This is a genomic window from Microcystis wesenbergii FACHB-1317, assembly GCF_014696875.1.
Classification (GTDB): domain Bacteria; phylum Cyanobacteriota; class Cyanobacteriia; order Cyanobacteriales; family Microcystaceae; genus Microcystis; species Microcystis wesenbergii_A.
On the sequence record NZ_JACJQV010000091.1, the window covers coordinates 54,705 to 77,862 of the forward strand.

The 23,158-nt window shown below is 40.5% G+C and carries 20 protein-coding genes and 2 pseudogenes; 9 read left to right on the forward strand and 13 right to left on the reverse strand.

Annotated elements, in window-relative coordinates; all coding sequences use genetic code 11:
* Window positions 1-27 precede the first annotated feature (27 nt).
* The 4 genes from H6F92_RS05760 to H6F92_RS05775 form a co-directional block, all read right to left on the reverse strand.
* Complete coding sequence (locus H6F92_RS05760) at window positions 28-1,368, reverse strand: aromatic ring-hydroxylating dioxygenase subunit alpha (protein ID WP_190357109.1); 1,341 nt, start codon at window positions 1,366-1,368, stop codon at window positions 28-30.
* 126 nt (window positions 1,369-1,494) lie between these two features.
* Entirely contained in the window at window positions 1,495-2,124 is a 630-nt protein-coding gene (locus H6F92_RS05765; protein ID WP_190357110.1) for a DUF1361 domain-containing protein, read from the reverse strand.
* 3 nt (window positions 2,125-2,127) lie between these two features.
* Window positions 2,128-2,544 carry an acyl-CoA thioesterase gene (locus H6F92_RS05770; RefSeq protein WP_190357111.1) on the reverse strand — a complete coding sequence of 139 codons (417 nt, stop codon included), beginning with the start codon at window positions 2,542-2,544 and terminating at the stop codon, window positions 2,128-2,130.
* A gap of 7 nt (window positions 2,545-2,551) precedes the next feature.
* A complete protein-coding gene (locus H6F92_RS05775; protein WP_002734244.1) occupies window positions 2,552-3,070 on the reverse strand; it encodes a cofactor assembly of complex C subunit B in 519 nt (172 codons plus the stop codon).
* A gap of 132 nt (window positions 3,071-3,202) precedes the next feature.
* On the opposite strand from H6F92_RS05775, the gene H6F92_RS05780 reads away from it, so the two are divergent.
* Window positions 3,203-4,108, forward strand: a complete 906-nt coding sequence (locus H6F92_RS05780) for a metal ABC transporter permease (protein WP_002732770.1) — start codon at window positions 3,203-3,205, stop codon at window positions 4,106-4,108.
* 246 nt (window positions 4,109-4,354) lie between these two features.
* Here H6F92_RS05780 and H6F92_RS05785 read toward each other — a convergent pair.
* Both H6F92_RS05785 and H6F92_RS05790 read right to left on the reverse strand, forming a co-directional pair.
* Window positions 4,355-5,186, reverse strand: a pseudogene (locus H6F92_RS05785) (IS1 family transposase).
* A 216-nt stretch (window positions 5,187-5,402) separates the two neighbouring features.
* Window positions 5,403-6,866, reverse strand: a pseudogene (locus tag H6F92_RS05790) (phospholipase D-like domain-containing protein); the annotation flags it as partial.
* A 321-nt stretch (window positions 6,867-7,187) separates the two neighbouring features.
* Between H6F92_RS05790 and H6F92_RS05795 the strand changes: the two are divergent.
* On the forward strand, window positions 7,188-9,614 hold the full coding sequence (locus H6F92_RS05795; RefSeq protein WP_190357112.1) for a dynamin-like GTPase family protein: 2,427 nt from the start codon (window positions 7,188-7,190) through the stop codon (window positions 9,612-9,614).
* Window positions 9,615-9,714: 100 nt separating this feature from the next.
* Here H6F92_RS05795 and H6F92_RS05800 read toward each other — a convergent pair whose 3' ends face one another.
* The 4 genes from H6F92_RS05800 to lepA all read right to left on the reverse strand — a co-directional run bounded on the left by H6F92_RS05800 (window position 9,715) and on the right by lepA (window position 15,497).
* Entirely contained in the window at window positions 9,715-11,529 is a 1,815-nt protein-coding gene (locus H6F92_RS05800) for an ABC transporter ATP-binding protein (RefSeq protein ID WP_190357113.1), read from the reverse strand.
* Window positions 11,530-11,773: 244 nt separating this feature from the next.
* Window positions 11,774-12,457, reverse strand: a complete 684-nt coding sequence (locus H6F92_RS05805; RefSeq protein WP_159293526.1) for a hypothetical protein — start codon at window positions 12,455-12,457, stop codon at window positions 11,774-11,776.
* Window positions 12,458-12,460: 3 nt separating this feature from the next.
* Window positions 12,461-13,630, reverse strand: coding sequence for an AAA family ATPase (locus H6F92_RS05810; RefSeq protein WP_190357114.1), 1,170 nt, complete (start codon window positions 13,628-13,630; stop codon window positions 12,461-12,463).
* 55 nt (window positions 13,631-13,685) lie between these two features.
* Entirely contained in the window at window positions 13,686-15,497 is a 1,812-nt protein-coding gene (lepA, locus tag H6F92_RS05815) for a translation elongation factor 4 (protein ID WP_002762209.1), read from the reverse strand.
* Between the two features lie 333 nt (window positions 15,498-15,830).
* Between lepA and H6F92_RS05820 the strand changes: the two genes are divergently transcribed.
* A complete protein-coding gene (locus tag H6F92_RS05820) occupies window positions 15,831-16,061 on the forward strand; it encodes a type II toxin-antitoxin system CcdA family antitoxin (RefSeq protein ID WP_002762207.1) in 231 nt (76 codons plus the stop codon).
* A 489-nt stretch (window positions 16,062-16,550) separates the two neighbouring features.
* Window positions 16,551-18,107: a radical SAM protein gene (locus H6F92_RS05825; protein ID WP_190357115.1), complete on the forward strand. Its 1,557-nt coding sequence runs from the start codon at window positions 16,551-16,553 to the stop codon at window positions 18,105-18,107.
* Window positions 18,108-18,589: 482 nt separating this feature from the next.
* On the opposite strand, the gene H6F92_RS05830 is transcribed toward H6F92_RS05825, so the two are convergent.
* Both H6F92_RS05830 and H6F92_RS05835 read right to left on the reverse strand, forming a co-directional pair.
* The gene (locus tag H6F92_RS05830; RefSeq protein WP_002794527.1) at window positions 18,590-18,880 is read right to left on the reverse strand and encodes a type II toxin-antitoxin system RelE/ParE family toxin; all 291 of its coding nucleotides are present in this window, start codon (window positions 18,878-18,880) and stop codon (window positions 18,590-18,592) included.
* Window positions 18,877-19,065: a hypothetical protein gene (locus H6F92_RS05835; RefSeq protein ID WP_002762197.1), complete on the reverse strand. Its 189-nt coding sequence runs from the start codon at window positions 19,063-19,065 to the stop codon at window positions 18,877-18,879. The genes H6F92_RS05830 and H6F92_RS05835 overlap by 4 nt, the downstream gene beginning before the upstream one ends.
* Before the next feature lie 281 nt (window positions 19,066-19,346).
* Here H6F92_RS05835 and H6F92_RS05840 point away from each other — a divergent pair, with 281 nt between their 5' ends.
* Genes H6F92_RS05840 through H6F92_RS05850 form a run of 3 tightly spaced genes read left to right on the forward strand, consistent with a single transcriptional unit; the run spans window position 19,347 to window position 20,047 of the window.
* Window positions 19,347-19,595: a DUF433 domain-containing protein gene (locus H6F92_RS05840; RefSeq protein ID WP_002762195.1), complete on the forward strand. Its 249-nt coding sequence runs from the start codon at window positions 19,347-19,349 to the stop codon at window positions 19,593-19,595.
* A 45-nt stretch (window positions 19,596-19,640) separates the two neighbouring features.
* Entirely contained in the window at window positions 19,641-19,865 is a 225-nt protein-coding gene (locus tag H6F92_RS05845) for a type II toxin-antitoxin system HicB family antitoxin (protein ID WP_002734968.1), read from the forward strand.
* Window positions 19,862-20,047 (forward strand): type II toxin-antitoxin system HicA family toxin, encoded by a 186-nt coding sequence (locus tag H6F92_RS05850; protein WP_002735013.1) that lies wholly within the window; start codon window positions 19,862-19,864, stop codon window positions 20,045-20,047. The genes H6F92_RS05845 and H6F92_RS05850 overlap by 4 nt, the downstream gene beginning before the upstream one ends.
* A 33-nt stretch (window positions 20,048-20,080) precedes the next feature.
* On the opposite strand, the gene H6F92_RS05855 is transcribed toward H6F92_RS05850, so the two are convergent.
* Window positions 20,081-20,704, reverse strand: coding sequence for a DUF3782 domain-containing protein (locus H6F92_RS05855; protein ID WP_190357116.1), 624 nt, complete (start codon window positions 20,702-20,704; stop codon window positions 20,081-20,083).
* A gap of 223 nt (window positions 20,705-20,927) precedes the next feature.
* Between H6F92_RS05855 and H6F92_RS05860 the strand changes: the two genes are divergently transcribed.
* Both H6F92_RS05860 and H6F92_RS05865 read left to right on the forward strand, forming a co-directional pair.
* The gene (locus tag H6F92_RS05860; protein ID WP_190357117.1) at window positions 20,928-21,116 is read left to right on the forward strand and encodes a hypothetical protein; all 189 of its coding nucleotides are present in this window, start codon (window positions 20,928-20,930) and stop codon (window positions 21,114-21,116) included.
* Between the two features lie 60 nt (window positions 21,117-21,176).
* On the forward strand, window positions 21,177-23,045 hold the full coding sequence (locus H6F92_RS05865; RefSeq protein ID WP_190357118.1) for a BRCT domain-containing protein: 1,869 nt from the start codon (window positions 21,177-21,179) through the stop codon (window positions 23,043-23,045).
* Window positions 23,046-23,158: the final 113 nt, after the last annotated feature.

The following is a 23,158-nucleotide window of genomic DNA, read 5'->3' on the forward strand; positions in this document are numbered from 1 at the left end:
AGGAAATTAATTTTGCACGACTACTTATCAGTGTAGTTTGGTATGGGCTTTTTTCTCATAGGTGCGTTCAAATTTTGTGCGGGTGTAATTGGCAGCGATCGCTATTGCTAAAGCCAAAATTGCGAAAATAAGGGCAGTAATTTGATAGATAGACTGATTTGGGGATAAAATTGCCAGTAAAGCTAATAATATCCCCATTAAAATCGCCATTTGTTTAGTTTTTACCATTTTTTCATGGGCATCGCTACAGGTGCGACAGTGGACAGTGTGACGAGAATAGCGATCGAGGGGTAAAGGATCGGATAAATCGATCGCCGTTGTCCGCCGACTGGTGTAGCCTTGATAGTAGGGGAAAGAGTCCCCATAGCGATCGAACCATTGACGTAACTCAATCACCAAGGCATCGGAACTTTTTAAGGGTAAGTATAATTTTTGTAAACTATCTCTTGACTTTTCCACCATTTGCTGCTGACTTTGAATTAAAGGTAGATCATCTTCGAGGATGCGACTTTGACGCAGATGTTCCAACCAGCGCCAACGGTATTGACGGGAGTTAACGGCAAAATTTTGGTAACGTCGCACCAGTAAGCGAGAACGACCTTGACCGAGAGAAATCCCGTATAAAGCCAATCCAGCATACCAATGGGGATTAGGGACAGAAAAACGATAATGAACGAGATTAGGGGCTATAAAATCCAGATATTTCCAGCTTTCCTGCGGATTGCGGCTATTGCGCCACTGACTGCGAATTCCCCGCGCCGAGATTTCGAGGATTTGGAAGGCTAACGGTTGAGCATTTTCCCGTTTTGCCCCGAATTCGCTGCGATCATGGCTAATATTAACATGGGCGGGATCGAGGAGATTTTCGAGTAAATAGCCCTGTTCGTAGGGAAAATCGATGACATAATCGGTATGGACGCAATTGGGGTCTTCTAGGTCTTTGATGATAGGAATATCGCTTTCTTTCCCTGTTTCCTCTTCTCCTAACCAAACCCAGAGGACTCCCTGAAGTTCCACCACCCGATAGGATTTAACCTTGGCATTGCGAGGAATCGGGGTATTAACTGGCAGTTGCGGAATATGGGAACATTTTCCATCCGTCTCGAACTGCCAACCATGGTACAAACATTCTAAACGCCCAGCGATCATCTGTCCGGTGGAGAGTTTCGCCAAGCGGTGGGGACAGCGATCGAGCAAACAGCCCCATTTTCCCTGCTGATCGCGAAATATTAGCAATGGTTGCCCATAAAGAGAGAAAGAGTAGGGATTTTTTTGCCAATCCTGCACAAATAACACAGGATACCAACAATTTTGGTAGTGAAAATAGTCATCCCTAGGCAGGGGTTGAGATTGATCAGTGCTTGTCATGGGGATGAGAGAGAAAAAATATTGATCATGATCATAATATCGGTGCGGCAAATTGATCTCTGTCTTCCTACTATCTTTTAATCAATCCGAAAGGGACTAGGAGAGGGTCGAAATTCCCGATAGGCGTTAATTGTAACCAAAAAATCGATTGTAAAGTCTTTTATTGATCTCGTATAGTAGCCAAATAATTAAAAAACAGACAGAGATGAAGATCAAAGGTTTTTTAGTCAGTAAATTCTGCAAACTCCAGACGACTTGCTGCGGTTGAGTGATTAAGTGCCAACTATTCAGTCGGAGAAAACGCCCTAAATAGATACCGATCGCACTTAAAAAATGGAGAGTTATTTCTAGGGGTAAAACTGCTGAATTTAGCTGACTTTGCTGACAATAACTTTTTAAATTAAGTAAGGAGAGAACGTATAGCTGAAAGCCAATAAAAATAAAGATACTATACTGGGGAATTAAAACTAAAAAAATTAAACTTTTGGCGTAATCCTGCTGAACATAAAAGATTAAATGAATGCTATCGGTGATAATATAGGGAGCATTGGGTAAAAAAAGCACAAAAACTAAGAGAATTAACCACCAAAGTAGGGAACGATCGAGGGTAGTACGAAATAGCCAAAAGCTGAGGATAAAGGGGATAAAAGCTAGAAAAGAATTCCAGATAATTCTTCCGGTACTGAGGTTAAATAATTGCCAGGCATTGTGCCACCAATCCCTCGTTAAAATCATCGTTAAATCTGCCCAAATCATCTCTTAAATACCAGTATCCTCTAGGGTTGATAAATATCCTAACCAATTTTTTAAAGATTCCGGAAAAGGGATTCTTTGTCTATTGGTGGGAGCGATGCACACATGACGGGTTTTCGCTTTTCCGACCATGATTTCAGCCAAATAAATTTTATAATGCAATTGAAACTCGTTTTCGCTCAGGGATCGGGCAGTGAAATCAATTTGTATGCGATCACCACAAAAAAGGGGACGAAAAAACTGGATTTCCGCTTGAGTAATCGGTAGGGCAACCGGAGAATCTTTGAAAAAATCCTTGATATTGATGCCAAATTGTGCTAAAGAAAACTCGTAGGCTTCATGACAGATCGAGAGAAGATGGGCAAAGTAAACCACACCGGCCGCATCGGTATCGGCCAGATAAATTAGGCGCTCGTAGGACATAAAAAGCTTATTGTCTTTCTAGAAAGGTTAAACTATCTTGTAGTTGTCTTAACTCGTCTCGATGGGCTTTGACAGTTAATTCCGTTTGCTGAGATTTGCTTTCTACTTTAAAAGCCACTTCTTCTAAACGGCCGACTTTTTGCCAATAGAAAACACCCGCGAGGGGAGATAAACCCACAAGAGCAAAAATATAGGGATTAGTATCGGGAAATAACACCGATAACACCAGTGAGAAGCAAAATAAACCCAAGGCCGCTAAAATTGTCAAAAATATCGCTAGAAAGGGGCTAGGCGGCACAAAACCCTGTAATCTGACAATATTCTGTTCGGGTTCGATCGCCTTGACTTGATAGGAACGTCGGTCAAAATAATCTCGCAGTTGTTCTAATAGTTGGTCGTCACTGGTACTGGTAAGATAGACACGCTGTTCGATACGCTCCTTGACGGAACCGCGAATAAAAAAGAATAATCCCACCATGAGCAGGAGAGTCAGAAAAAAAGTTGAGGAAAGAACGGGGGTATCCATGGCGGCAGTTAGGAGCGAAAAAACTTACAATTAATCCTAATCCTAACCTATCTTCTCCCCCGATTTAGAAGATAGATCCTAGGAGCAAAACCTCGATCGAGAATCAGAAAAATTTAACCCCAAGGCAGATTCATGGGCAACAATCTATTAACAGGATTAATCGAACCCTTACAGTATAGTTTCATGCAGAGATCCCTAATTGAAGCTATCATCGTCGGGATCATTTGTGCGGTGGTGGGAACCTACCTGATGGTACAACGTTTGGCCCTCTTGGGCGATGCCATCAGTCACTCGGTCTTACCCGGATTAGCGATCGCTTTTATTGGTAATTTTAATCTTCTACTGGGTGCTTTACTAGCCTCAATGGTCAGTACCCTACTGATTAACCTGATCCGTAATCGTTCCCCAATCAAAGAAGATGCGGCCATGGGTATCGTTTTCTCGGCTTTTTTTGCCCTTGGCATCACCCTGATCACTCTCATCCAAAAAAACAACAAAATTGACCTTAATCACTTTCTCTTCGGGAATATTCTCGGTGTTACTGCTGCCGACATCCGCGATACCCTAATTATTGCCGTTATCGTTTTATTAACCGTTTTGCTCCTGTATAAAGAACTATTATTCTACACTTTCGACAAAATCGGGGCGCAAGCGGCGGGTTTACCGGTAAATTTATTAGATTTAGGCTTAATGCTCCTGATCGGTCTGACAATCGTTGCTAGTCTCCAAGCGGTGGGAGTAATCCTCGTTTTGTCCCTCTTGATTACCCCCGCAGCCACTGCCTATCTTTTAGTTACCCGTCTTCATCAAGTCATGGGTTTAGGTGTGGGTGTGGGTATTATTTCTAGTATCAGTGGGATGTATTTAAGTTATTACTGGAATTTACCCTCTGGACCGGCGATCGTGCTTGTCGCTTTTACCCTATTTATGTTGGCCTTTTTATTCAGTCCCCGTCAAGGAATTTTCACTCATCCCGCTAGTCTAGGTGGTCAACTTTCTATCTGGGTAGAGATGAAAAATTTGTTGAGGCGGCGTTAGTTTGCAGGAGAAGGTGGGGTTTTTGGCAAGTGATCAAAAAAAGCCGACGGCCGAGATAACTGCGATAATTTGCTAGATTTTTAGAGGCTCTTGCTCTGATATTGTGTTGATTTTATTGAGAATTTATTCATGTAATCCCCCTGATGGAAAGACTCTAGGGAAATTTTCCTTCTCATCTCTCCATTGGGGATATTACAGGGATTAATCTATCGCTTATGATCAATTCATTCTCGCACCTCTAGAAGTTTAAGCCCTGGTGGTGATTCGGTAGTAGTGATGGCGGCTTAATCCTTTGCTTTGCTGTGCATTGTAGTCATGGATAAAATACCAAAGGGCTCCCCAACATGATTCTCCATTTTTTTAGAGAAAGATAGACTCTCTCTCACCAGCCGAGGAATCCTTTGTCGAAAGGTATTATTTAATCTTTCAATAGGATTAGTTTGACCAGTTTCTTTACCTACTGCCCGATGACGTTTACGAGGAATTACTGTCTTATATGACTCCCAAAAGTCTGTGTAAGCAACAGCACATTGTCGATCAACTCCTGGAAGACTTTTCCAGAGCTTTTTAGCTGATTCACGGCTTCTATCTCCTAAATAACCACCAATTATTTCTCGGGTAGTTCTATCGATAGCTAACCAAATATATACCTTGATTTTCTGACAAAATACGAATGACCACCCTTCGGCTTCTCTCAGGCTTCGGCCGTGAGCTTTTGCGTTCGACAAAAGCTCACGCCGAGGTCCGAACAGGTAAATAACTCATCACATTCTATGATTAATTTGCCTTTAGGTTTGTCTGTTACCTGTACCTGGCGAGGGACTTGGCTAAATTTATTATTAACATAGTTTTGTAACCATGACCAACTCACTCCAGTTACTCTAGCAATACCTCCCAGAGAAATTCTTTCTAGCAGCAGTAGAGCTATTAATTTTTGGGTTTCGTTAGAGACGGTTTTATTACTAGGATTAATTACCAACGGTTGACCACAATCTTTACCCTTACGTTTCGGTTTGCCATTATGTGTAGAACCATTTTTGATGGTATGGCAAGAACCACATTTAGGACAACGAAATATTGAAGCTTGTCAATCTTTTGTTAGAAGATTCTGTTCTAAATCTTCATCGCAATCCAACCAAAATTTAATGATCCAAGAGAAGATATTGATAAAAACAGCAATCATAAAAAGCAAATTCTTGACATTTGTCGGGTAATTATTTTTATTAGTCAATATTCTACACAACTCAGGCTAGATAAGCAAGAGAGCTACGCCACTACTATCGGATCACTACCAATTAATTAAGCGATCGCTTTTAATTGTTGCAGATTGGGGGCAGTTTTTTCTATCCCGTTCGATCCGATTTTTAATAGTTTCCGGCAGTCCTAATTTAGCGGTACGGTAAAGATATTGAAATTCTCGATCGAAATGAGCGGCAACGGTGGGATTATCGATAATAACTAAAGCTTCATCGTTTTGATGGTTAGCAGCTTTTGACCAATTATGAGAACCAGTAATCACAATTTTATCATCGATTAAACCGAATTTATGGTGTAATTTATCTCCCGGAACTAGAGCGGGAACTCCTAGGGTATTAATTGGGTTTTGCCAAGGCTGATTATCTGGTTCATAACGACATTTATTACTGAGAGCAACTCCTAATAAATCTAATCCTTCGCTATAGTATCGGAAGGCAAAACTAGGATCAATTAAAGCTTTAATTTCTATCCCTTTTTGATGTCGTTGAGCGAGAATATTAGCTAAAGGCTGTTCCGTCAGGACAAACAGGGCTAAATTCACGGATTTTTTAGCTTTATTTAAAGTTTCACCGATCAGACCATTGCTAGTAATTGCCCAAGGATAAGTGGCAGAATCGGGGGAAAATTTTACCGTCAGACTACTATTACCGATAGGAATTGTTTGCGGTTTTCTTTGGGGTTTATCTAACCCAAATCTAGGACGATCTTCCCTTCCCCACATCAGATTAAATTCTCTTTGAAAAACTCTAGCTAGTGGGGGATTAGTAATGACTAATAAGTGATTAGCATTCCCGACAGTTTGGGGATTAGAAAAGTCTCCATGAATATCACTTAAGGTATAGTTAGCTGAACTGATTAAAGTAGTGTAATTATCAATAACCATGAATTTATGGTGCATTAAACCACTACCTTTTGAGCGATCTGCACTATCATCAATTAGGGGAATACCAGCTTTTTTGAGGATAGTAATTGCATCTCTTTGGGCGATTTCCTCTGGACTTAATTTACCATCTCGATTTATATCAACTAAATCAAAAAGGTTTTGATAACGTTCCTGTTCTCGATCGCTTGATTGTTCTCGGTTTTTGGCTAAACTATTAATAGGTTGATTGTAAATATTTTCGAGGATAACCCTAACTTTAATTCCCTGGTGCTGACGAGCAACCAAAGCTTGAGCAATGGCGGGTAAACGTAACTCTTGCACCGCTAGGTCGATCGAACTTTTTGCCGAGTTGATATTATCAATAATAATCTGTTCTAAATTATCCCCTGGACGATTAATTTGGCGATAGGGATCAGTATAATTTGAACCCAGGGCTTGATTATGATTAAAATAGACTTGAATATATTGATCTTGGGGCAAGGGTTGGGGACGATTTTGGATAACATTGAGAGAATGACAACCCCCCAAAAGAAAAACTGTTCCTAACAAAAATACTAACTGTCCCATGGGCTGAATTTTTTTTAATCTCAATTGATCTATTGCCATTTTTATCCACATAATTATCATTATCCTAGTATTCAGGAGGAGTCAGTCCTGATGAAAAAATTTTCACCCCCACAGATGAAAGAGGTTTCCTTCCCTACACCCCACACCCCGCACCCTACACCCTCTTTCAAGTCAGGAGAGAATTTTTACCTAAGGAGGTTCTCGGAAATCGGTATGTACTAAATTGATTATAATCAATCCTGATTTTAGATTGAAGACGATGACTTTGTCCTTGATTGCTTAAATCGCTGACCAAAGATCTGACATCTAGTTAGTGAATTTTGTTATAATCTGGGGAACAATAGCACTGTTCTTCTAGATCTGGGTTTTACCATGACTGAACTTTTACCCCAATGCAGTAATCTGGCTGGTAATGTTAACAGTATAATTGAACTATTCAAAGGCGAATCCTCTCTCCGCAATCAACAGGATACCAGCAAGATAGAAATTGCCCTACAAAAAGCCATTTCTCCCAAATTTGAAATCGTTTTCGCCGGTGCTTTTAGTGCCGGGAAATCAATGTTAATCAATGCACTTTTAGAGCGAGAATTGCTGTATAGTGCCGAAGGACACGCAACGGGTACAGAATGTTATATTGAGTACGCAGAAGCTGATGAGGAAAGAGTGGTTTTAACCTTTCTTAGCGAAGCAGAAATTCGTACTTTAGTCGATACCGTCTGTCAAAATCTGCAATTAACTAATCCCAGTAACATTAATTCTCCCGAATACTGTAGTCAGTTAAACCAATACTGTCAAAAAATTATCGAACAGGAAGGGGGAGAAGGCAAATCCGAGCGAGCTAAACAAGCTCAGGGTTTAAAATTATTAATTGAAGGATTTACTCAAAATCGTGAGCAGATCCATACGCTGCATAATGCCACCTATTCCATGGAACAATTTCACTTTTCTAATTTAGCAGAAGCCGCTAGTTTTGCCCGTCGTGGTAGTAATAGTGCCGTCTTAAAACGTCTAGAATATTACTGTCATCATCCTCTCCTTAAAGATGGTAACGTTTTGGTAGATTTGCCTGGTATTGATGCCCCAGTCAAAAAAGATGCCGTCTTAGCCTATCGTAAAATAGAGCATCCTGATACTTCGGCAGTGGTTTGTGTTTTAAAGGCTGCTTCTGCGGGAGAATTAGCCACAGAAGAAACGGAATTACTCGAAAAAATTCGCTCTAATGCTGGTATTCGTGATCGAGTTTTTTATGTTTTTAACCGCATTGATGAAACCTGGTACTCAGCCCAACTAAAACAGCGTTTAGAAAACCTGATTCAAACGCAATTTCGTGATACTTCCCGCATTTACAAAACCAGCGGACTTTTAGGGTTTTATGGGTATCAGGTGAAAAATCAAACCAATATTAATCAGCGTTATGGTTTAGATTCTATCTTTGCCGAAAGTGTGAAAAATTTAGGAGGACAAGAAGAAACACCGCAATTTGTCAGCGAGTTTAATAACTATTGTGTCAACTCCAGTAAATTACTGGCAACTCCCTTTAAAGTTTCCATCCACGGTTATGAAACTCCTAATAAAAATTACTTCCGAGTTTTAAGTGAGTGGGGAACTCCTTTACTAGAGCAGTTAATTGCTGATAGCGGTATCGAAGAATTTCGCCGGGCAATTACTCGTTATCTCACGGAGGAAAAACGTCCGCAATTGTTTGCAACTTTAGCTGATGATTTACAATCTCTCTGCATTACTATCAAAAATCATTATCAAGGTATTTATAGTGATTTAGAAAGTCAACCACGAGAAATTGAGGCGATGAAAGCTCTGGAGTTAAATCACCTCAATCAAGAGTTAAAGGAAGTGGGAGAGAAATTAACTAAACATATCGATGGTTATGTCAATGCTGTCGTGGTTAATAGCGATGAAAACTTTGAGGAAGACTTTAATAAACTGAAAGCGAGAATGGTATCAAGATTGGATGAGTTATTAAATACTTTTTCTGTCAAAAATGCTTACTCGCAAGCGACTTTAACCCATCCTCGCAATGCTACAGCACCTTTATTAGCAGTATTAGTAGAAGCTTTTTATTATCTGTCTAACCAGCTAGAAGATGTGTTAATTGAGGAGTCAACCAGTTTAATTAGTCGCTTTTGTCAGCGTCTTTTAGATGCGGTAAGACAAGGTGATTATTATCGACAAATCTATCGTTTATTGGGTAACGATGGTGGCATAGAAAATCAGCTAAAACAGATAGAATGCCAGTTAATTCATGCCTTAGTTTCCCAAGCGAGAACAGAGTGCGATCGCTATGTACGAGAAAATCATAATTTTTACAACGAAGGCACTTTTTCGATCTTTCAATTTCGGCAAACTGTGCAACAAACTGCCCAAGGTTATGACTGTGAAAGTATTCTTGCTGCCGAACCTGCTATCCGTCAATTACTTAAGTTAGATTTTGAGCCAAAAGTATCAGCGACAATTCAGAAAAACTTCCGCCAAACCGTTAATAATACTCTGAAAAATCAATTGATACCAATGGCAAAAAAACAAGCGGATACTATTCTACAACAGTTCAATCAAGCTCGTTCTTATCTGGAACAAACTTTAGAACAGGAAGCGGCGGAAAAAATTGCTAATAATGCCCGCAAACAGGAAGAAATTAACCAAAAAATTGAGGATTATAACCAAGCGATAAACTCTCTCAATACTTGTTTAACTGCTATGGGTTTACAGAAAAATCATTTACCTGTAATTGGTGAACAAGAATTAGAGATTGTCCCTGAAGTTGTTAATCACTCCAGCAATTAATATGGGGAAATTATCGGCATGAAGCGCCAATTCAGACTTGAATTGGCGTTGTCTTTGAGTAAACAATGCAAGTTATAACCGTGCAAAGTATATTTTAAGACTAAACCAGTTCACCGCTTTCTTGTAAAGAGTGGAGACGTTGATAGATTCCCTGCTGATTTAATAATTGGTCATGGCTACCGATCTCGACAATGCGACCATTATCCAAGACGACAATTTGATCAGCTTCTCGAACGGTACTGAGACGGTGGGCGATAATAATCGTGGTGCGAGTGCCTAGTATTGATTTCATGGCTAGTTGAATGGCTCTTTCTGACTCATAATCTAAGCTAGAAGTGGCCTCATCAAAAACTAACACATCTGGATCAACAATTAACGCCCTAGCAATTCCTAAACGCTGTCTTTGTCCCCCCGAAAGACGCACGCCCCTTTCCCCTACAATAGTGGAATAACCATTAGGTAATTCCTGAATAAATTCATCGACACGGGCAATTTTACAGGCTTCTTCTACCTTCTCGAAGCTAATATGGGGATTAGCGTAGGTGAGATTTTCTAACACCGTACCATTAAAAACATCTACTTCTTGATGGACAATCGCTAACCGTCGCCGATACCAAGTCACATCCAAGCGACGAATATCCTCGCCATCCATCAGAATTTGCCCTTGATTCGGTTCAAAATAGCGGAAAAGTAACTTAACTAAAGTGGATTTTCCTGAACCAGATTTTCCCACTAATGCCACAGTTTGATAGGGTTCAATCAGCAGATTAATATCCTTGAGAATGGTTCTTTCAGCACTATAGCCAAAGCTGAGATTACTTAATTCTACTTTCCCTGTAAAACGATAGGGATTGTGTTGGGCATGATCGGCTAAAAGACTACCGGAATCAGTACCACTAGGCAAGTTGATAAATTCGTTTAGACGTGCCATAGAAGCATAGCGACGGGCAAAAGTTTCTGCCATTTGGGATAGGGGATCTAATTCCGCATAGGCCATACTAGCCAGGGTATAGGTGGTGATAAAATGCCCGATCGAGATTTTCTGTTGAACGGTGGCTAGGAGAGTAAAGAAAAATACTCCAAATAAACTAGCTTGGACGAGGGTTTTTTCCCAAGTAATTAAGTCCACATAACCCTTATGAATGCGATAGATAACGTAGGTAAATTCTCTCTCTAAACGCTGTTTTTGACGATATAATTCCTGTCCTTCTGTGGCAAAAGCTTTGACAGTTTTGATATTAGTAATAATCTCAGAATTGCGACTTTGGGTATTTTCGATGTGCCGATCGAGAATTCTTTCTTTTTGCATTAAATCTTTTAAATCTCTGACAATAAAAGCTAGAATTAATACAAAAGAAATAACAAAAGCGAGGGCTATTTGCCATTGAATTACCCAAATAACAATAAAAATACCCAAAACTCTAAACAGTTTTGGGATCATCATTCCCGCCACTTCAGGATAAGTCCAAGTATGATTTTCTATCCCTTTGGCGATCCGGTTAGCGATGCGTCCTGGATTATTTTCATCATAAAAAGATAGGGGTAAGGTGAGAATTTTGGCAATAATTTTTTTGAGATGATCTCGTCGCGCTCTTAAGGATATTTCCCAGTGAAACCATGCACCCAGCCAAGGCTGAATTGGTGCTTTAATTACCGTGGTTAGGAAAATTAAGCCTAATAATACTGCCAAACTAACCCACTTTTCTGAGGCAAAAGGAGTTAAAATCATGGTGCGATCGACTAAAGATTGCACGAATCCATCTAAAGGTTGATCAGAAAGAACATTAAGAATCTGTCCGACAGCGTAGGGAACCATCAGATCGATAATTTCAAATACACTGGATGCAGCAATACTCAAAAAGGCGGCTTTTTGATAATTGCGATAGTAACTGAGAATATCGCGTAAGGAAGCCATAACATCAAGTAAATTGCCAATTTTTAACTTCTATCTGGTAACTGCTAACTGAAGAGACTGACGGAACTTTTAGGATTGTTTTTCTGGAGTTACCATTATACTACAATACTACAAAAATCTGCCGACCTAGAAATTTCTAGGACAAAAGCCTTGTCATAGTCTTGTATTCTCAATCAGCTATTAGTCAGGAGACGATGCCAGATCAGCTTATATTTCATCCTTGGCAGAAGCACCACAGATCAATTTATCGGAAATTTTGGCGAATATTATCACAAAAATTAATAAATTTCTGAAAGGTTTTTAAGTGTTCAGTTTTATCGATACGCTTTTTTAATTGATTAAGATAGTATTGTTCTTGAGCTACCCCAGGAAATTTTTTAGAATAAGACAACTTTTTAGCTTCAAAAATAGACTTTAGATAAGCAAAATGAAAATCGGCATGATTTCTGCAATTAAATCTACCCATTAGTTCGGGATCATTTTCGTAAACATCATAGTGTTGAACATAATCAGCTAAAAGTCCCTGTAAAGGTTGTTTAGAATTAAATATTGTGCGATTGCCTAGTAGCCATGTTTCAATACATCGATTTTGAATGATTATCACGATTTCAAGTTGTGCGGGGATAGTAATATGTTTGGTGATAAAGTCATTAACATATTGTTCTCTTTCTTCGACAGTATCCTCATCAGCATCGAGACAGATGACTAGATAGTTATATTTGGATACTTCTTGAATTTTATCGATGGCGTTAGGAATTCCCTCATCAAGTATCGAGGGGTAGCCATTACCACTAATCAGAAAGTAATTGTTGTGATTGACTTGATCGTAAAAATCAACTCGCTTAAATTCGGGAATAAGATAAGTTAACCAGGCAGTATAAAGCTTTTTTTCGGTACTTCTTCCTTCAACTAAAAAATAAATATTCATCGATTAACTAATTCCTTGGGGAAATTCTTCTAGGACATTGATAAGATCAATAAAGGCTTTTTGTCGAGTTTTAGAAATATGAAAATCAGCCGCATTGTGTACCTGAATTACTCCTCCTTTACGAGTGACTATTTTCCAATAGGCAGGACTGATATTATTAATTATATAGGGATGATGACTGGTAATAATAAACTGTAAATCTCGATAATTAACTAATAAATCTTCTGTTAAAGTGTCCAAACAGTTAACCCCCAAACTATTTTCAAATTCATCGATTAATATAACGCTCCCATCAGGAGATAATTTGATCGTTGCTAAGAACATCAGGCTTTTTATCATTCCAGAGGAGATATTTGGGTCTAAAATCCAGACCTGAGAGTTTTTTTCTTTTATTTGTATGCGAGGTGGCCCTTCAAATAAAACCATTGGAGTTGATGAAACAAACAGATCACCTAGTTTGGATGGTTCTAAAAATTCTATTTTTAAATCTTCAACTTGAGGGAAAATATCTAAAAACTTTCTCTTTATTATCTCGAACGTATCGGGATATTTTTTATAAGTGATCAGTAGTTTGTCGGAAATAGGAAGTTGACTCGATTGTAATTCAGAGAGAGAGGTATATTCGTAGTCTCTAAGGATTTTATCCAATGTTGAAGATGAGATATTAAACTTAAGTGGATTGAAAACCATTTTGTTAAATTCCTGTCGAACAGGGAAAACATCTTCTTCTTGATTGAAAAGCTCTATACAGCTTAAATAAGACGCTAGTTTTGGTGTCTTTGAATGTTTAAACTCAATTACCTCTTGATTTCTTGCGATCAAAACCTCTTGATCTTTTAAAAGAGTTTCCCTAATTATACTAACCTTATTTTCGCCGTCATTACTATTGACTTCATCTTCTTCAATCTTGATGAGAGAACGAGCTTTTCTAACCTCAAATTCACCCAACCAATGATAACGAACATGATCATTGGTTAAAAGTTCTACATCCCATTTTACTCCATTTATAGACTCACCGTTAGCGATTCTTTTTAAATTACTAATAGCCTTTAAAATCGAGGTTTTTCCTGCACCTGAGATACCAACTAATAAATTCAAATCTGGAAAAAATTTGCAAGAATCTATACTTAATCCAGAGGATAAATCTTGATAGGATAATCTCAAAAGTTTCATAATAATTCCCCACTGCTAAAACTAAAAAGGGTGAGTTAATTCTCACCCCAAGACTTTACTGAGGATCGAGTTTTAGGACTGCCATAAATGCCTCTTGCGGGACATCAACAGTTCCGATCGCTTTCATCCGTTTCTTCCCTTTTGCTTGCTTGTCTAACAGCTTTTTCTTGCGGCTAATATCGCCACCATAACACTTAGCTAAGACATCCTTTCTTAAAGCGGGAATATGTTCACTAGCGATAATTTTAGAACCAATAGCTGCTTGAATGGGAACCTTAAATTGATGCCGGGGAATCAATTCTTTTAACTTTTCAGTTAAAGCGCGACCAACATAATAAGCTTTATCCCGGTGAACGATCATCGCTAAAGCATCAACGGGATCACCATTGACCATAATATCTAATTTAACTAGCTCATTTTCCCGATAGCCAATTAATTGATATTCCATACTAGCATAACCGCGCGATCGAGATTTTAATTGATCAAAAAAGTCCGTCACCACTTCTGCTAAAGGTAACTCATAAATCAAAGCGGTGCGAGTTTTAGTAAAATAACGCATATCCTTGAAAACTCCCCGACGACTTTGACATAATTCCATCAAAGCACCTACATAGGTTTCCGGAGTAATCATTTCCACTTGGATATAAGGTTCCTCAATTTTTTCCCGTTTTTGTGGGGAAGGTAACAAACTAGGGTTATCCACTTCGACAATTTCCCCATCGGTGGTAGTGACCTGATAAACTACCGAGGGAGCGGTGGTAATTAAATCTAAGTTATATTCCCTTTCTAGTCTTTCCTGGACGATTTCCATGTGTAGCAGTCCCAAGAAACCGCAACGGAAACCAAAACCCATGGCGCTAGAAGTTTCCGGTTCGTAGGATAGAGCTGCATCGTTTAATTTTAACTTTTCCAGCGCATCTTTGAGATCGGCATACTGATCGGCATCGGTGGGGAATAATCCGCAGAAAACCATCGGTTTTGCTTCCGTATAACCGGGTAAAGGCTCTTGTGCTGGTTTAGCGGTTAGAGTAATCGTATCACCCACCCGGGCATCGGCGACGGTTTTAATCGCGGCTGCCAGATAACCCACTTCTCCCGCGTGCAGTTCATTTACCTGTACCTGTTGCGGTGATAAAATTCCCAATTCATCGATCACAAATTCTTTACCGGAAGCCATAAAACGAATTTTATCGCCCTTTTTCACCCGACCATCCATGACGCGGAAATAGACAATTACCCCTCGATAAGCGTCGTAATAACTATCAAAAATTAAAGCTCGGAAGGGTTCTTCGAGGGTATCTTGGGGAGGGGGAACTAATTGGACGATCGACTCTAGAATATCATTAATACCGATCCCAGCCTTAGCCGAGGCCCGAATCGCCTCACTACAGTCTAAACCCACCACTTCCTCGATTTCCGCCGCGACCCGTTCCGGTTCGGCACTGGGTAGGTCGATTTTATTTAAAACTGGGATAATTTCGAGGTTATTTTCCAGCGCTAGGTAAACATTGGCTAAAGTTTGCGCCTCTACTCCTTGGGACGCATCCACAACTAATAAAGCTCCCTCGCACGCCGCTAGAGACCGAGAAACCTCGTAGGAAAAATCCACATGGCCGGGGGTATCAATCAGATTGAGAACGTATTTTTGACCATCCTTAGCGGTATAATCCATCCGTGCCGCCTGTAACTTGATGGTGATACCTCGTTCCCGTTCCAAGTCCATATTATCGAGAAATTGTTCTTTCATCTCCCGTTGGGCTACGGTTCCCGTAATTTGCAGGAGGCGATCGGCGAGAGTTGATTTACCATGATCGATATGAGCGATGATGGAAAAATTGCGAATGCGAGAAACGGGAACGTCAGTCATCGTGGTTCACTGTTGGCAAAAGTCAGGGGTTTATAAAATTTTAGATTCCTTAATTCATTGTAGAGGTAAAGTCTCTAAGGCTGGAGCAAAAGCGAAAAGTAAAAGGTAAAAAAAGCTAAACTGCAAGTATAGTCAGGGTTTTGACCTTAGCTTTCCCTCTCGGCATCCACAGGAAACTATGGTCAGTTTGAGTATGCTGACAAAATCAGGCAAAGGGCAATGGCTAAGGAAAGGCTCTATGATTTGTCCAAATCGGATTACTATAGGTAAACTCTTGGATGACAATCCTCGACTGATGGGTAGAATGATAGATAGCAATCATTAATAGAGCTTATGAACGACAATGCTACACCGACTCAGCGCACGGCGGAGAAAGTTGAAATCGCTATTCACCTTGACTCGGAAGTTTTAGAACAGATTAAACACCTGACTAACGATCCTAGTCGCATTATCGAAACAGCGATTAAACAGTGGCTAAGAGGAGAGAAACAACCGGATGAGGACTTAACCCGTCATCTTCGACGCAATCCTCCCGTACCACCCAAAGGGGAATGGAATGACTAAGATTTTTCAGTCTCTAATAGGTTATTTCCCGACGGAGAGACTGAAATATTTTCTTAGGTTAACCATTGACGGTAATTGAGATTTTTTCCCCAACTAAGCTGGTTAATAGTAGTATTGCCTGTAACAGCAACGCAACGGTTTAATCTATTTACAACAAGGGGATCATCGTCGTCATTGGGGTATTGGCCAGATGGAATTAGTGCCAGAATTATCAGATGATGTTAGGAGGGTGTTGGATCACGAATGAAACAGAAGCTTGAAAATATTACCGCAACTGGTTTCGTCCCCATTTTTATCAACACGCTGGTTTTCGGATTGCGCGAGATAGTGCGAGAGAAAAGAAAACGGTTTTCTTGAAGAAACCCGTTTTCTCACGAATCTCAAAAAAACCTTGACTTTTTAGGCACTATCAGGTACTTTTGAATCAGTCAGGTAATAATGTACGCCAAAGATTAACTCCCAAAGATTAACTCCCTGTGAGCGATGATTATGATCACCAAATCTGAAACAACTCCGACCATCGGACTAATTGAAGTTCCCGCTACTGGACTATACGATGCAGAAGGAAAAAATTGGACTTCTTTATATAGGCATCGTTCTTTAATCAGTAAACAAGTTTTGATTCCTGACTTGCAAGCGGGAGGATTTGATGCCCAATTAGTAAACCTCAGAGATGATAATTACAGTGAAGAATTTGGTGAGGTGTCCTGGAAAGGGATGAACTTGCGGAAAACTTATGTGGGGGGCAACATTTCCGCCCTTAATCCTGAAGCCTTTGATGCTTGGGGTGTAACAGTAAATTTCTCTCAAGATCGCCAAGTTACCTGTATGGCACTTGAACATCTGGCTAAAGGAAATCGCCCTATTGTCGTTGGTGGTTCAGATGCTTTGGCGGAACCGCAGCACTACTTAAAAGCAGGTGCAACAGCGGTTGTTCAAGATAAATCTGGAGCGGCAAATTGGGCGCTTTTTGATTATGTATTGGGAAGAACGCCACGGGAAGAAATGACAGGAGTAATTTTTGCTGACGGTAAACAATATCCCAGAAAAACTAAAGCCAAAAGTCCAGAGGAATGGGCTCTGCCTTCGGTGAAAGTCGCAAAAGAATGTCTAGGGACACTTCCTAATGTTCAAGGAAAAGTCCCTGTCGGTTCACTGGTAGCAGATATTGGTTGCGATCGCACCTGTGATTTTTGTATGACTCCTACCTACGGTACTGGCTATCGCAGAATGTCCCCAGAAACAGCCCTCAAATGGTTGGCGATCCAGAAAGAAGCAGGGGCGGTTGCGATTAATATCGGTTCTGATCAATTTCTCGCCCGTGGACTGTTTCCTGGAGGGAGAGAAGAGATTATGGAAATTACCAATGGTGCGCGGGAGATCGGAGTATCTCTGATGTGGCCGAATGGTCTGGAACTGAGGAAAACCACCTTGGGAAGTGGGCGTAACTATGAAAACACTGATCTTAGACCGGATGAAGAACTGATTCAAGCCTTATTTGGTTGGGATGGTCAAGTCGGTTGTCCTTTAGCTTATATCCCTGCTGAACGTCCTGTTTTCGGACGGGAAGCCTACAAGAAGTTGCTACCCTGGCAAGAGCATTGTACATTGATGAAATCTGTAGTCAGAACTGGTGTACCTGTGGTTACTTATGGCATTATTATTGGTTTACCCGATGATGACCATGATGACTTACTACGTCTTGAGGAAGCAATTACCGACCTAGTAGATGAACTGGTAGAAATTAACCCACAACTAGAATTTCAAACTTCCTGTTACAGTATTATTCCTTTACCTGGAACTCCCCAAGCCTTTAATTTACGGAAAGCAGGATTGCTCCAATTTGAAGATTCCTGTTTATGGGGAGTATGGACAACAACCTCCAACACTCATCACCTAACATATAGCCAGGTTTCCGATTGGCAAATTCGTTTATCCAATATTCGCAGATCACCATCTGAATTTACTAACTATAATGGCGAATATTCAGCAATGGTGAGTACAGCTTCCTCCGATGACTCAAAGATTGTGTTATTAAATTCTTAAACTAAATACGGTCTTTTCATTAATCAGGTTCTTCGTTACTTGGTATGGTTCGATAGGGGGACATAAATCGACTAAATCCTGATCTGGCAAGAGATTTAATTGATTAGTTCGTTCTAGATCGAAAACAATTGACAAAAATTGCCAAATGTCTTTCTATATAAGGGTTCCATCCCTTATAATCCCCGTCCATAGCATAACACAAACCGAAGAACCATTAATCATGAAACCAAATCGTATTAAGCTGTTCGTAATTTAAATTGCGTTAACAGATTGTAGGGTGCGCCCTTGGATAGTTCTGGGTTTCCGATACCTATCACCAAGGAGTCAGCCACCGCTCCGATTTTTTTGTAGTATGCTTCCTACTAGAAAGTTATGGGTGAGAAAATCTTTGTGTTCTTTGTGCCTTTGTGGTTCTTTCTTGCGCTTTTTGGTAATCTTCACTGCTGCCATTAATTTACTCCCCCAATGGTCTTGGATTATCGTTAATCTTGTGGATTTTCAATGTTTCGGGCAGCATGAAGTACCGCAATAACATCGATTTGCTCAGGCTTGATATAATAAATTATGCGGTAAGAAACCTCGATAACTTCTCGGATCTGCTCAGTTTCAAACTCCGGAACAAGACGACCCGAAAAGGGAAAATTAGCAATCTGTTCTGAGCGTCTGGTCAATCTTTCCACCAGTCTTTGAGCATATTGAGGGGAGTTTTGTGATATGTAGTTGTAGATGGCTGATAAATGATTAACGGCGGTTTCTGTCCAGAAAACTTTCATGGCTCTAGCTTGAACTTAGTGCGTACTTCTGCCACAGAAATAACCTTTTCCGCCTCACTATCGGCTAATCCTGCTTCAATTGCCTGTCTCACATAAATCTCATACATCAAATCATCCCATGTAGAATTATCCGGCAATTTATCGATTAAATTTCTGGCTTTTTGTTTAATGTTTTTTATTTCCATGATGGTTTCCAAAATGACTCCTGACAGTTTACATTATAGCAAGATAGGCTCCTAGAGATGGTGTATTCTAAAACCACCGCTAACGCTCAGAATATCCAAAAAGGCTTTTCCCTCTCGATGTCCTCAACGAAACCTCAACCCGTGATTGGTGTTAGTTGGTGGATAAATGCTGTATATTTACTCTCGTCGCCGCTTAATTCACACGCAGCAGCGCAGAAACTTGCTCAACATTCATTGCTGTATGTAACAATACAGGAGGAGTTTATCTCAGGAGTTCCACGGTGATTAGAGAGCTAGACCGTATTACTGTTAATCCACAAATATGTCTTGGACAGCCAACGATTCGAGGAATGCGTATCACTGTAGGATTTGTTTTGAAACTGTTGGCTAGTCAGTTATCTATTCAGGAAATCTTAGAGGCTTATCCAGAGTTGGAGGAGGAAGATATTCGTCAGGCTCTTAATTATGCAGCTTGGGCTGTATCCGATTATATCGTTAGCTTCACTTCAGCAGCCGTAACGCACCGCTAACTTTAATGATGGTGGGTGATGTAATTTAAAATTCTGAGGTAAATCATGCAACTAAAACTAACAAAAATATTCCAGAAAGTTCCCGAAGGCTATATTGGTTTTGTCGAAGAATTGCCAGGAGCTAATACTCAAGGAGAGACTCTAGAAGAAACTAGAAGTAATTTAGAAGAAGCAATTGAGCTAGTTTTAGAAGCTAATCGTATATTAGCTGAAGAGCAACTGCAAGGACAAGAAGTGATTCGAGAGTCTGTTACTTTCTGGGCTGCATGAAACGTATAAACTTAATTCGTCATTTAGAAGCTTATGGCTGTGAATTCTTAAGAGAAGGCGGCAATCATACGATTTATGTAAATCGTGTCAATCAGAAATCTTCAGCCATTCCGCGCCATCGTGAAATCAATGAATTCTTGACGCGAAAAATTTGTCGAGATTTACAAATACCAGAACCATGAGTGCGACTCCTGTTAAGCTGCTGATGAAACACCTTAAGCAAAACCCAAAGGTTGAAACTGAGTATCATTGATAATTTTAACCGTTTCCCCCGACTGCTTAATCACAAACAAACCGCGCCGATAGGCATAGACATCTATCCCCTGATCAATTTCAATTGCTGCCACTGCCCCATAAACCCGAAACTCTCGAAATTGGGGGAAAGCAACCTTAAATCGCTGTAATCGGCTGACAAAATCATCTACATCATCCCTCGACAGTCGAGATTTACATTCCACAGCCACCAACTCGCTCCCATTCACCGCCACAATATCAATCTCCATTGCCGCCCCAGGACGCTTACTTTTCAAGCGACTCATCGTTTGGGTGACATCAATGCCCCATTCCTGAAATAAACCCACGACCGCAGGCTCTACCATTTCTTCTATAAAAAGACACAAAGGAGTTGTTAAGCTATTGACCGCTTTGGTCGTTTCTTGTACCTGTTTTTTTAATTCTTCCATCGTGCGATTAGCTTCCTCTCTGCGGCGATCAGCTTCGGCACTGCGGCGATCGGCTTCGGCACTGCGGCGATCGGCTTCCTTTTGAAACTCGGCAAATTGGGCCTCAGTTCTTTCAAATAACTTGTAAATATCGGCGAGCGTTACAGCGTCTGACATAGGAAGATTCTTCAAGCTTGAGAAGTCTAGTCCCATTCTAGCGACTTGGCGGAGAAAAAATGTCCCTAGCTTCTCATCCGTGTTTTTTTAATCAATTATTGACTATCAACTAATCAGCGATCGCAGTTCAAGGGGAAGGGGTCAAAGGTCAAAAGGCGCTCGCGTTTTTAATGGATAATAGGCAATTGACAATGGATAATTATCAACTATAGCTCCTGCGGCCATGGGCTACTATTTTGACCATCAGGAAGAAATCGACCAAGAAATCACCCAAGAATGGGAGCAGGTACAAGTTAGCATAACGCAAATAGCTAAATCACCTTTTTACACCGGGATGAAAGAAGTGAATTTTTCCCCGCCCTTTCCCCGAATGCACCCCGTAACTGATATAAGTAGAGATGTAGGTCTATAACCAAAATTGCCGCATCAGTTCGGTTAGGTGACTGTTTTTCGCTTGTCTAGGAGGGTAGATATGCTCAACGAATTAATTTATGAAGGATTAGGTTTAAGTGCTGTTTTCGGAGGACTATTCCTCTGGTCGCGCTCTGGTCTCGTCAGCAAAAATACCGCCCTTTTAGCCGCACAAGCGCAATTACAGCAAAGTAACGCAGATTTGTTGGTTCAAGTCAAGGGTTTAGACGTGGCGCAATCAGACTTAAAAGACGAAAATCAGCAGCTGCACGCCAAAATCATTCATATAGAACAACATTCCGCCCAATTACAGCACAAAGCTACGGATTTAGAAAATTCTCTCCAGTCCCTCCAGCAAGCTGTGCAGATAGGTGAGGGTGAAATCGAACAACTGAAAACCACCGCTAAGGAAATAGAAGCGGAGAAAGCTGGTTTGATGGAGCAGTTAGAGGCAGAAAAAGCCCAAATTACTAGCCTAGAGGCACAGATTCAAACTTTAGAGCAGCAAAAAGGTGAAATTAACCGTCAATTTGATTTGACCAAAAAACAGACCACCTCTCTCTCTAGTCAAATTCAGACCCTAGAACAGGATAAAACTCTCTTACAGCAAGAGCTAGAAAAAGCCGAGGAATTAAGGGCAAAAGTGGCCGATTTAGAGCATAAAAACCAAGAATTAAGCGATTTAGCCGCTCAAATTCCCAGCTTGCAAGGTCAAATTCAAACCTTAGAACAGAATCTGGCTCACCAAACAGAACATTATGAGCGAGGACAGCAAGAAATAGCCAGCTTACAGGGTCAAATTACTGGGTTAGAACAGGAAAAAAAGTCTCTCAGCGAAGATTTAGCCGCAAGTCAAACTCGATCGCTCTCTTTAGGCCAAGAATGCGACAATTTAACTATAAAACTCCAAGAAACCGTCGCTCAAGTGACAGCCATAACCGCCGAAAAGGACAGTCTCGGCGCTCGTCTCGAAGCAGCTAAACTGGATTTACAAGCTTTAGCAGCCCAGAAAGGAGAATTATCGGCAGAATTAACCACTGCTGCCGAAAAAATTGCTGATTTAGAAGGGCAATTAGAGGAATTAACCCAGTTACCGCAACAATTGGCCGATTCTCAGGCAAAAATTGCTGATTTAGAAGGGCAATTACAGGGATTAAACCAGTTACCGCAACAGCTAGAAACCTATCGGGAAAATATTGCCAATTTAGAGATTCAACTACACCAATTAAGTGCCGAAAAAGACCAATTAGAAACCACAACTTCCCGTCATATCGAGGAATTAAGCCAACAAAATCGCCAACTAACTCAAGATTTAGAAGTCCAAAAAACGGCAGCTAAAGCTTTAGAAAAGGAAAAAATTAAGTTCGAGAGTGAGTTAACAACTAAGCAAGAAGAAATCGCTGCTTTAGAGGTTCAAATTCAAAACCTACAACAAGAAAGAGACGATTTCTCTCGACAAACTGCCCCTATTACTACTAATGAACCAGAAGCAATTATTAGTGAAACTCTGGTAGTAGCAGAACCAGAAACTACCCCGGTGGTTGCCGAGGAAACTCCGGTAGTAGAAGAACCAGAAACTCCCCAGGTGGTTGACGAGGAAACTCCGGTAGTAGCAGCAGAAAAAATCCCAGTTGCCGATACGATTTTAGAAGTGCAACCCGCAGCAAAGATAGTCCAGACGAGTCAAGAATCCGCAGAAAATCCCCTAAGGGGAAAAAGCGTAGTTATACTAGGAACCTTCAGCAAAATCAGTCGCGAGAAAGCGAAATCATTGATTATTAATGTCGGTGGTACTGTTACTGGTTCCCCCAGTGCGAACACTGATTATGTTCTCCTCGGTAAAGCCCCCGGTGAGAAACTCAAAAAGGCTCAAAAATTAGGCATAAAAACCCTTTCAGAAGCCCAATTTCTGCAAATGGTAGAATCCTAAATCAGTTATCAGTTATCAGTTATCAGTTATCAGTTATCAGTTATCAGTTATCAGTTATCAGTTATCAGTTATCAGTTATCAGTTATCAGTTATCAGTTATCAGTTATCAGTTA

Bases quoted from the DNA above. Each gene is read 5' to 3' on its own strand.
- H6F92_RS05760 (WP_190357109.1), bottom strand. From the start codon at position 1,368: ATGACAAGCACTGATCAATCTCAACCCCTGCCTAGGGATGACTATTTT.
- H6F92_RS05765 (WP_190357110.1), bottom strand. From the start codon at position 2,124: ATGATTTGGGCAGATTTAACGATGATTTTAACGAGGGATTGGTGGCAC.
- H6F92_RS05770 (WP_190357111.1), bottom strand. From the start codon at position 2,544: ATGTCCTACGAGCGCCTAATTTATCTGGCCGATACCGATGCGGCCGGT.
- H6F92_RS05775 (WP_002734244.1), bottom strand. From the start codon at position 3,070: ATGGATACCCCCGTTCTTTCCTCAACTTTTTTTCTGACTCTCCTGCTC.
- H6F92_RS05780 (WP_002732770.1), top strand. From the start codon at position 3,203: ATGGGCAACAATCTATTAACAGGATTAATCGAACCCTTACAGTATAGT.
- H6F92_RS05795 (WP_190357112.1), top strand. From the start codon at position 7,188: ATGACTGAACTTTTACCCCAATGCAGTAATCTGGCTGGTAATGTTAAC.
- H6F92_RS05800 (WP_190357113.1), bottom strand. From the start codon at position 11,529: ATGGCTTCCTTACGCGATATTCTCAGTTACTATCGCAATTATCAAAAA.
- H6F92_RS05805 (WP_159293526.1), bottom strand. From the start codon at position 12,457: ATGAATATTTATTTTTTAGTTGAAGGAAGAAGTACCGAAAAAAAGCTT.
- H6F92_RS05810 (WP_190357114.1), bottom strand. From the start codon at position 13,630: ATGAAACTTTTGAGATTATCCTATCAAGATTTATCCTCTGGATTAAGT.
- lepA (WP_002762209.1), bottom strand. From the start codon at position 15,497: ATGACTGACGTTCCCGTTTCTCGCATTCGCAATTTTTCCATCATCGCT.
- H6F92_RS05820 (WP_002762207.1), top strand. From the start codon at position 15,831: ATGAACGACAATGCTACACCGACTCAGCGCACGGCGGAGAAAGTTGAA.
- H6F92_RS05825 (WP_190357115.1), top strand. From the start codon at position 16,551: ATGATCACCAAATCTGAAACAACTCCGACCATCGGACTAATTGAAGTT.
- H6F92_RS05830 (WP_002794527.1), bottom strand. From the start codon at position 18,880: ATGAAAGTTTTCTGGACAGAAACCGCCGTTAATCATTTATCAGCCATC.
- H6F92_RS05835 (WP_002762197.1), bottom strand. From the start codon at position 19,065: ATGGAAATAAAAAACATTAAACAAAAAGCCAGAAATTTAATCGATAAA.
- H6F92_RS05845 (WP_002734968.1), top strand. From the start codon at position 19,641: ATGCAACTAAAACTAACAAAAATATTCCAGAAAGTTCCCGAAGGCTAT.
- H6F92_RS05850 (WP_002735013.1), top strand. From the start codon at position 19,862: ATGAAACGTATAAACTTAATTCGTCATTTAGAAGCTTATGGCTGTGAA.
- H6F92_RS05855 (WP_190357116.1), bottom strand. From the start codon at position 20,704: ATGTCAGACGCTGTAACGCTCGCCGATATTTACAAGTTATTTGAAAGA.
- H6F92_RS05860 (WP_190357117.1), top strand. From the start codon at position 20,928: ATGGGCTACTATTTTGACCATCAGGAAGAAATCGACCAAGAAATCACC.
- H6F92_RS05865 (WP_190357118.1), top strand. From the start codon at position 21,177: ATGCTCAACGAATTAATTTATGAAGGATTAGGTTTAAGTGCTGTTTTC.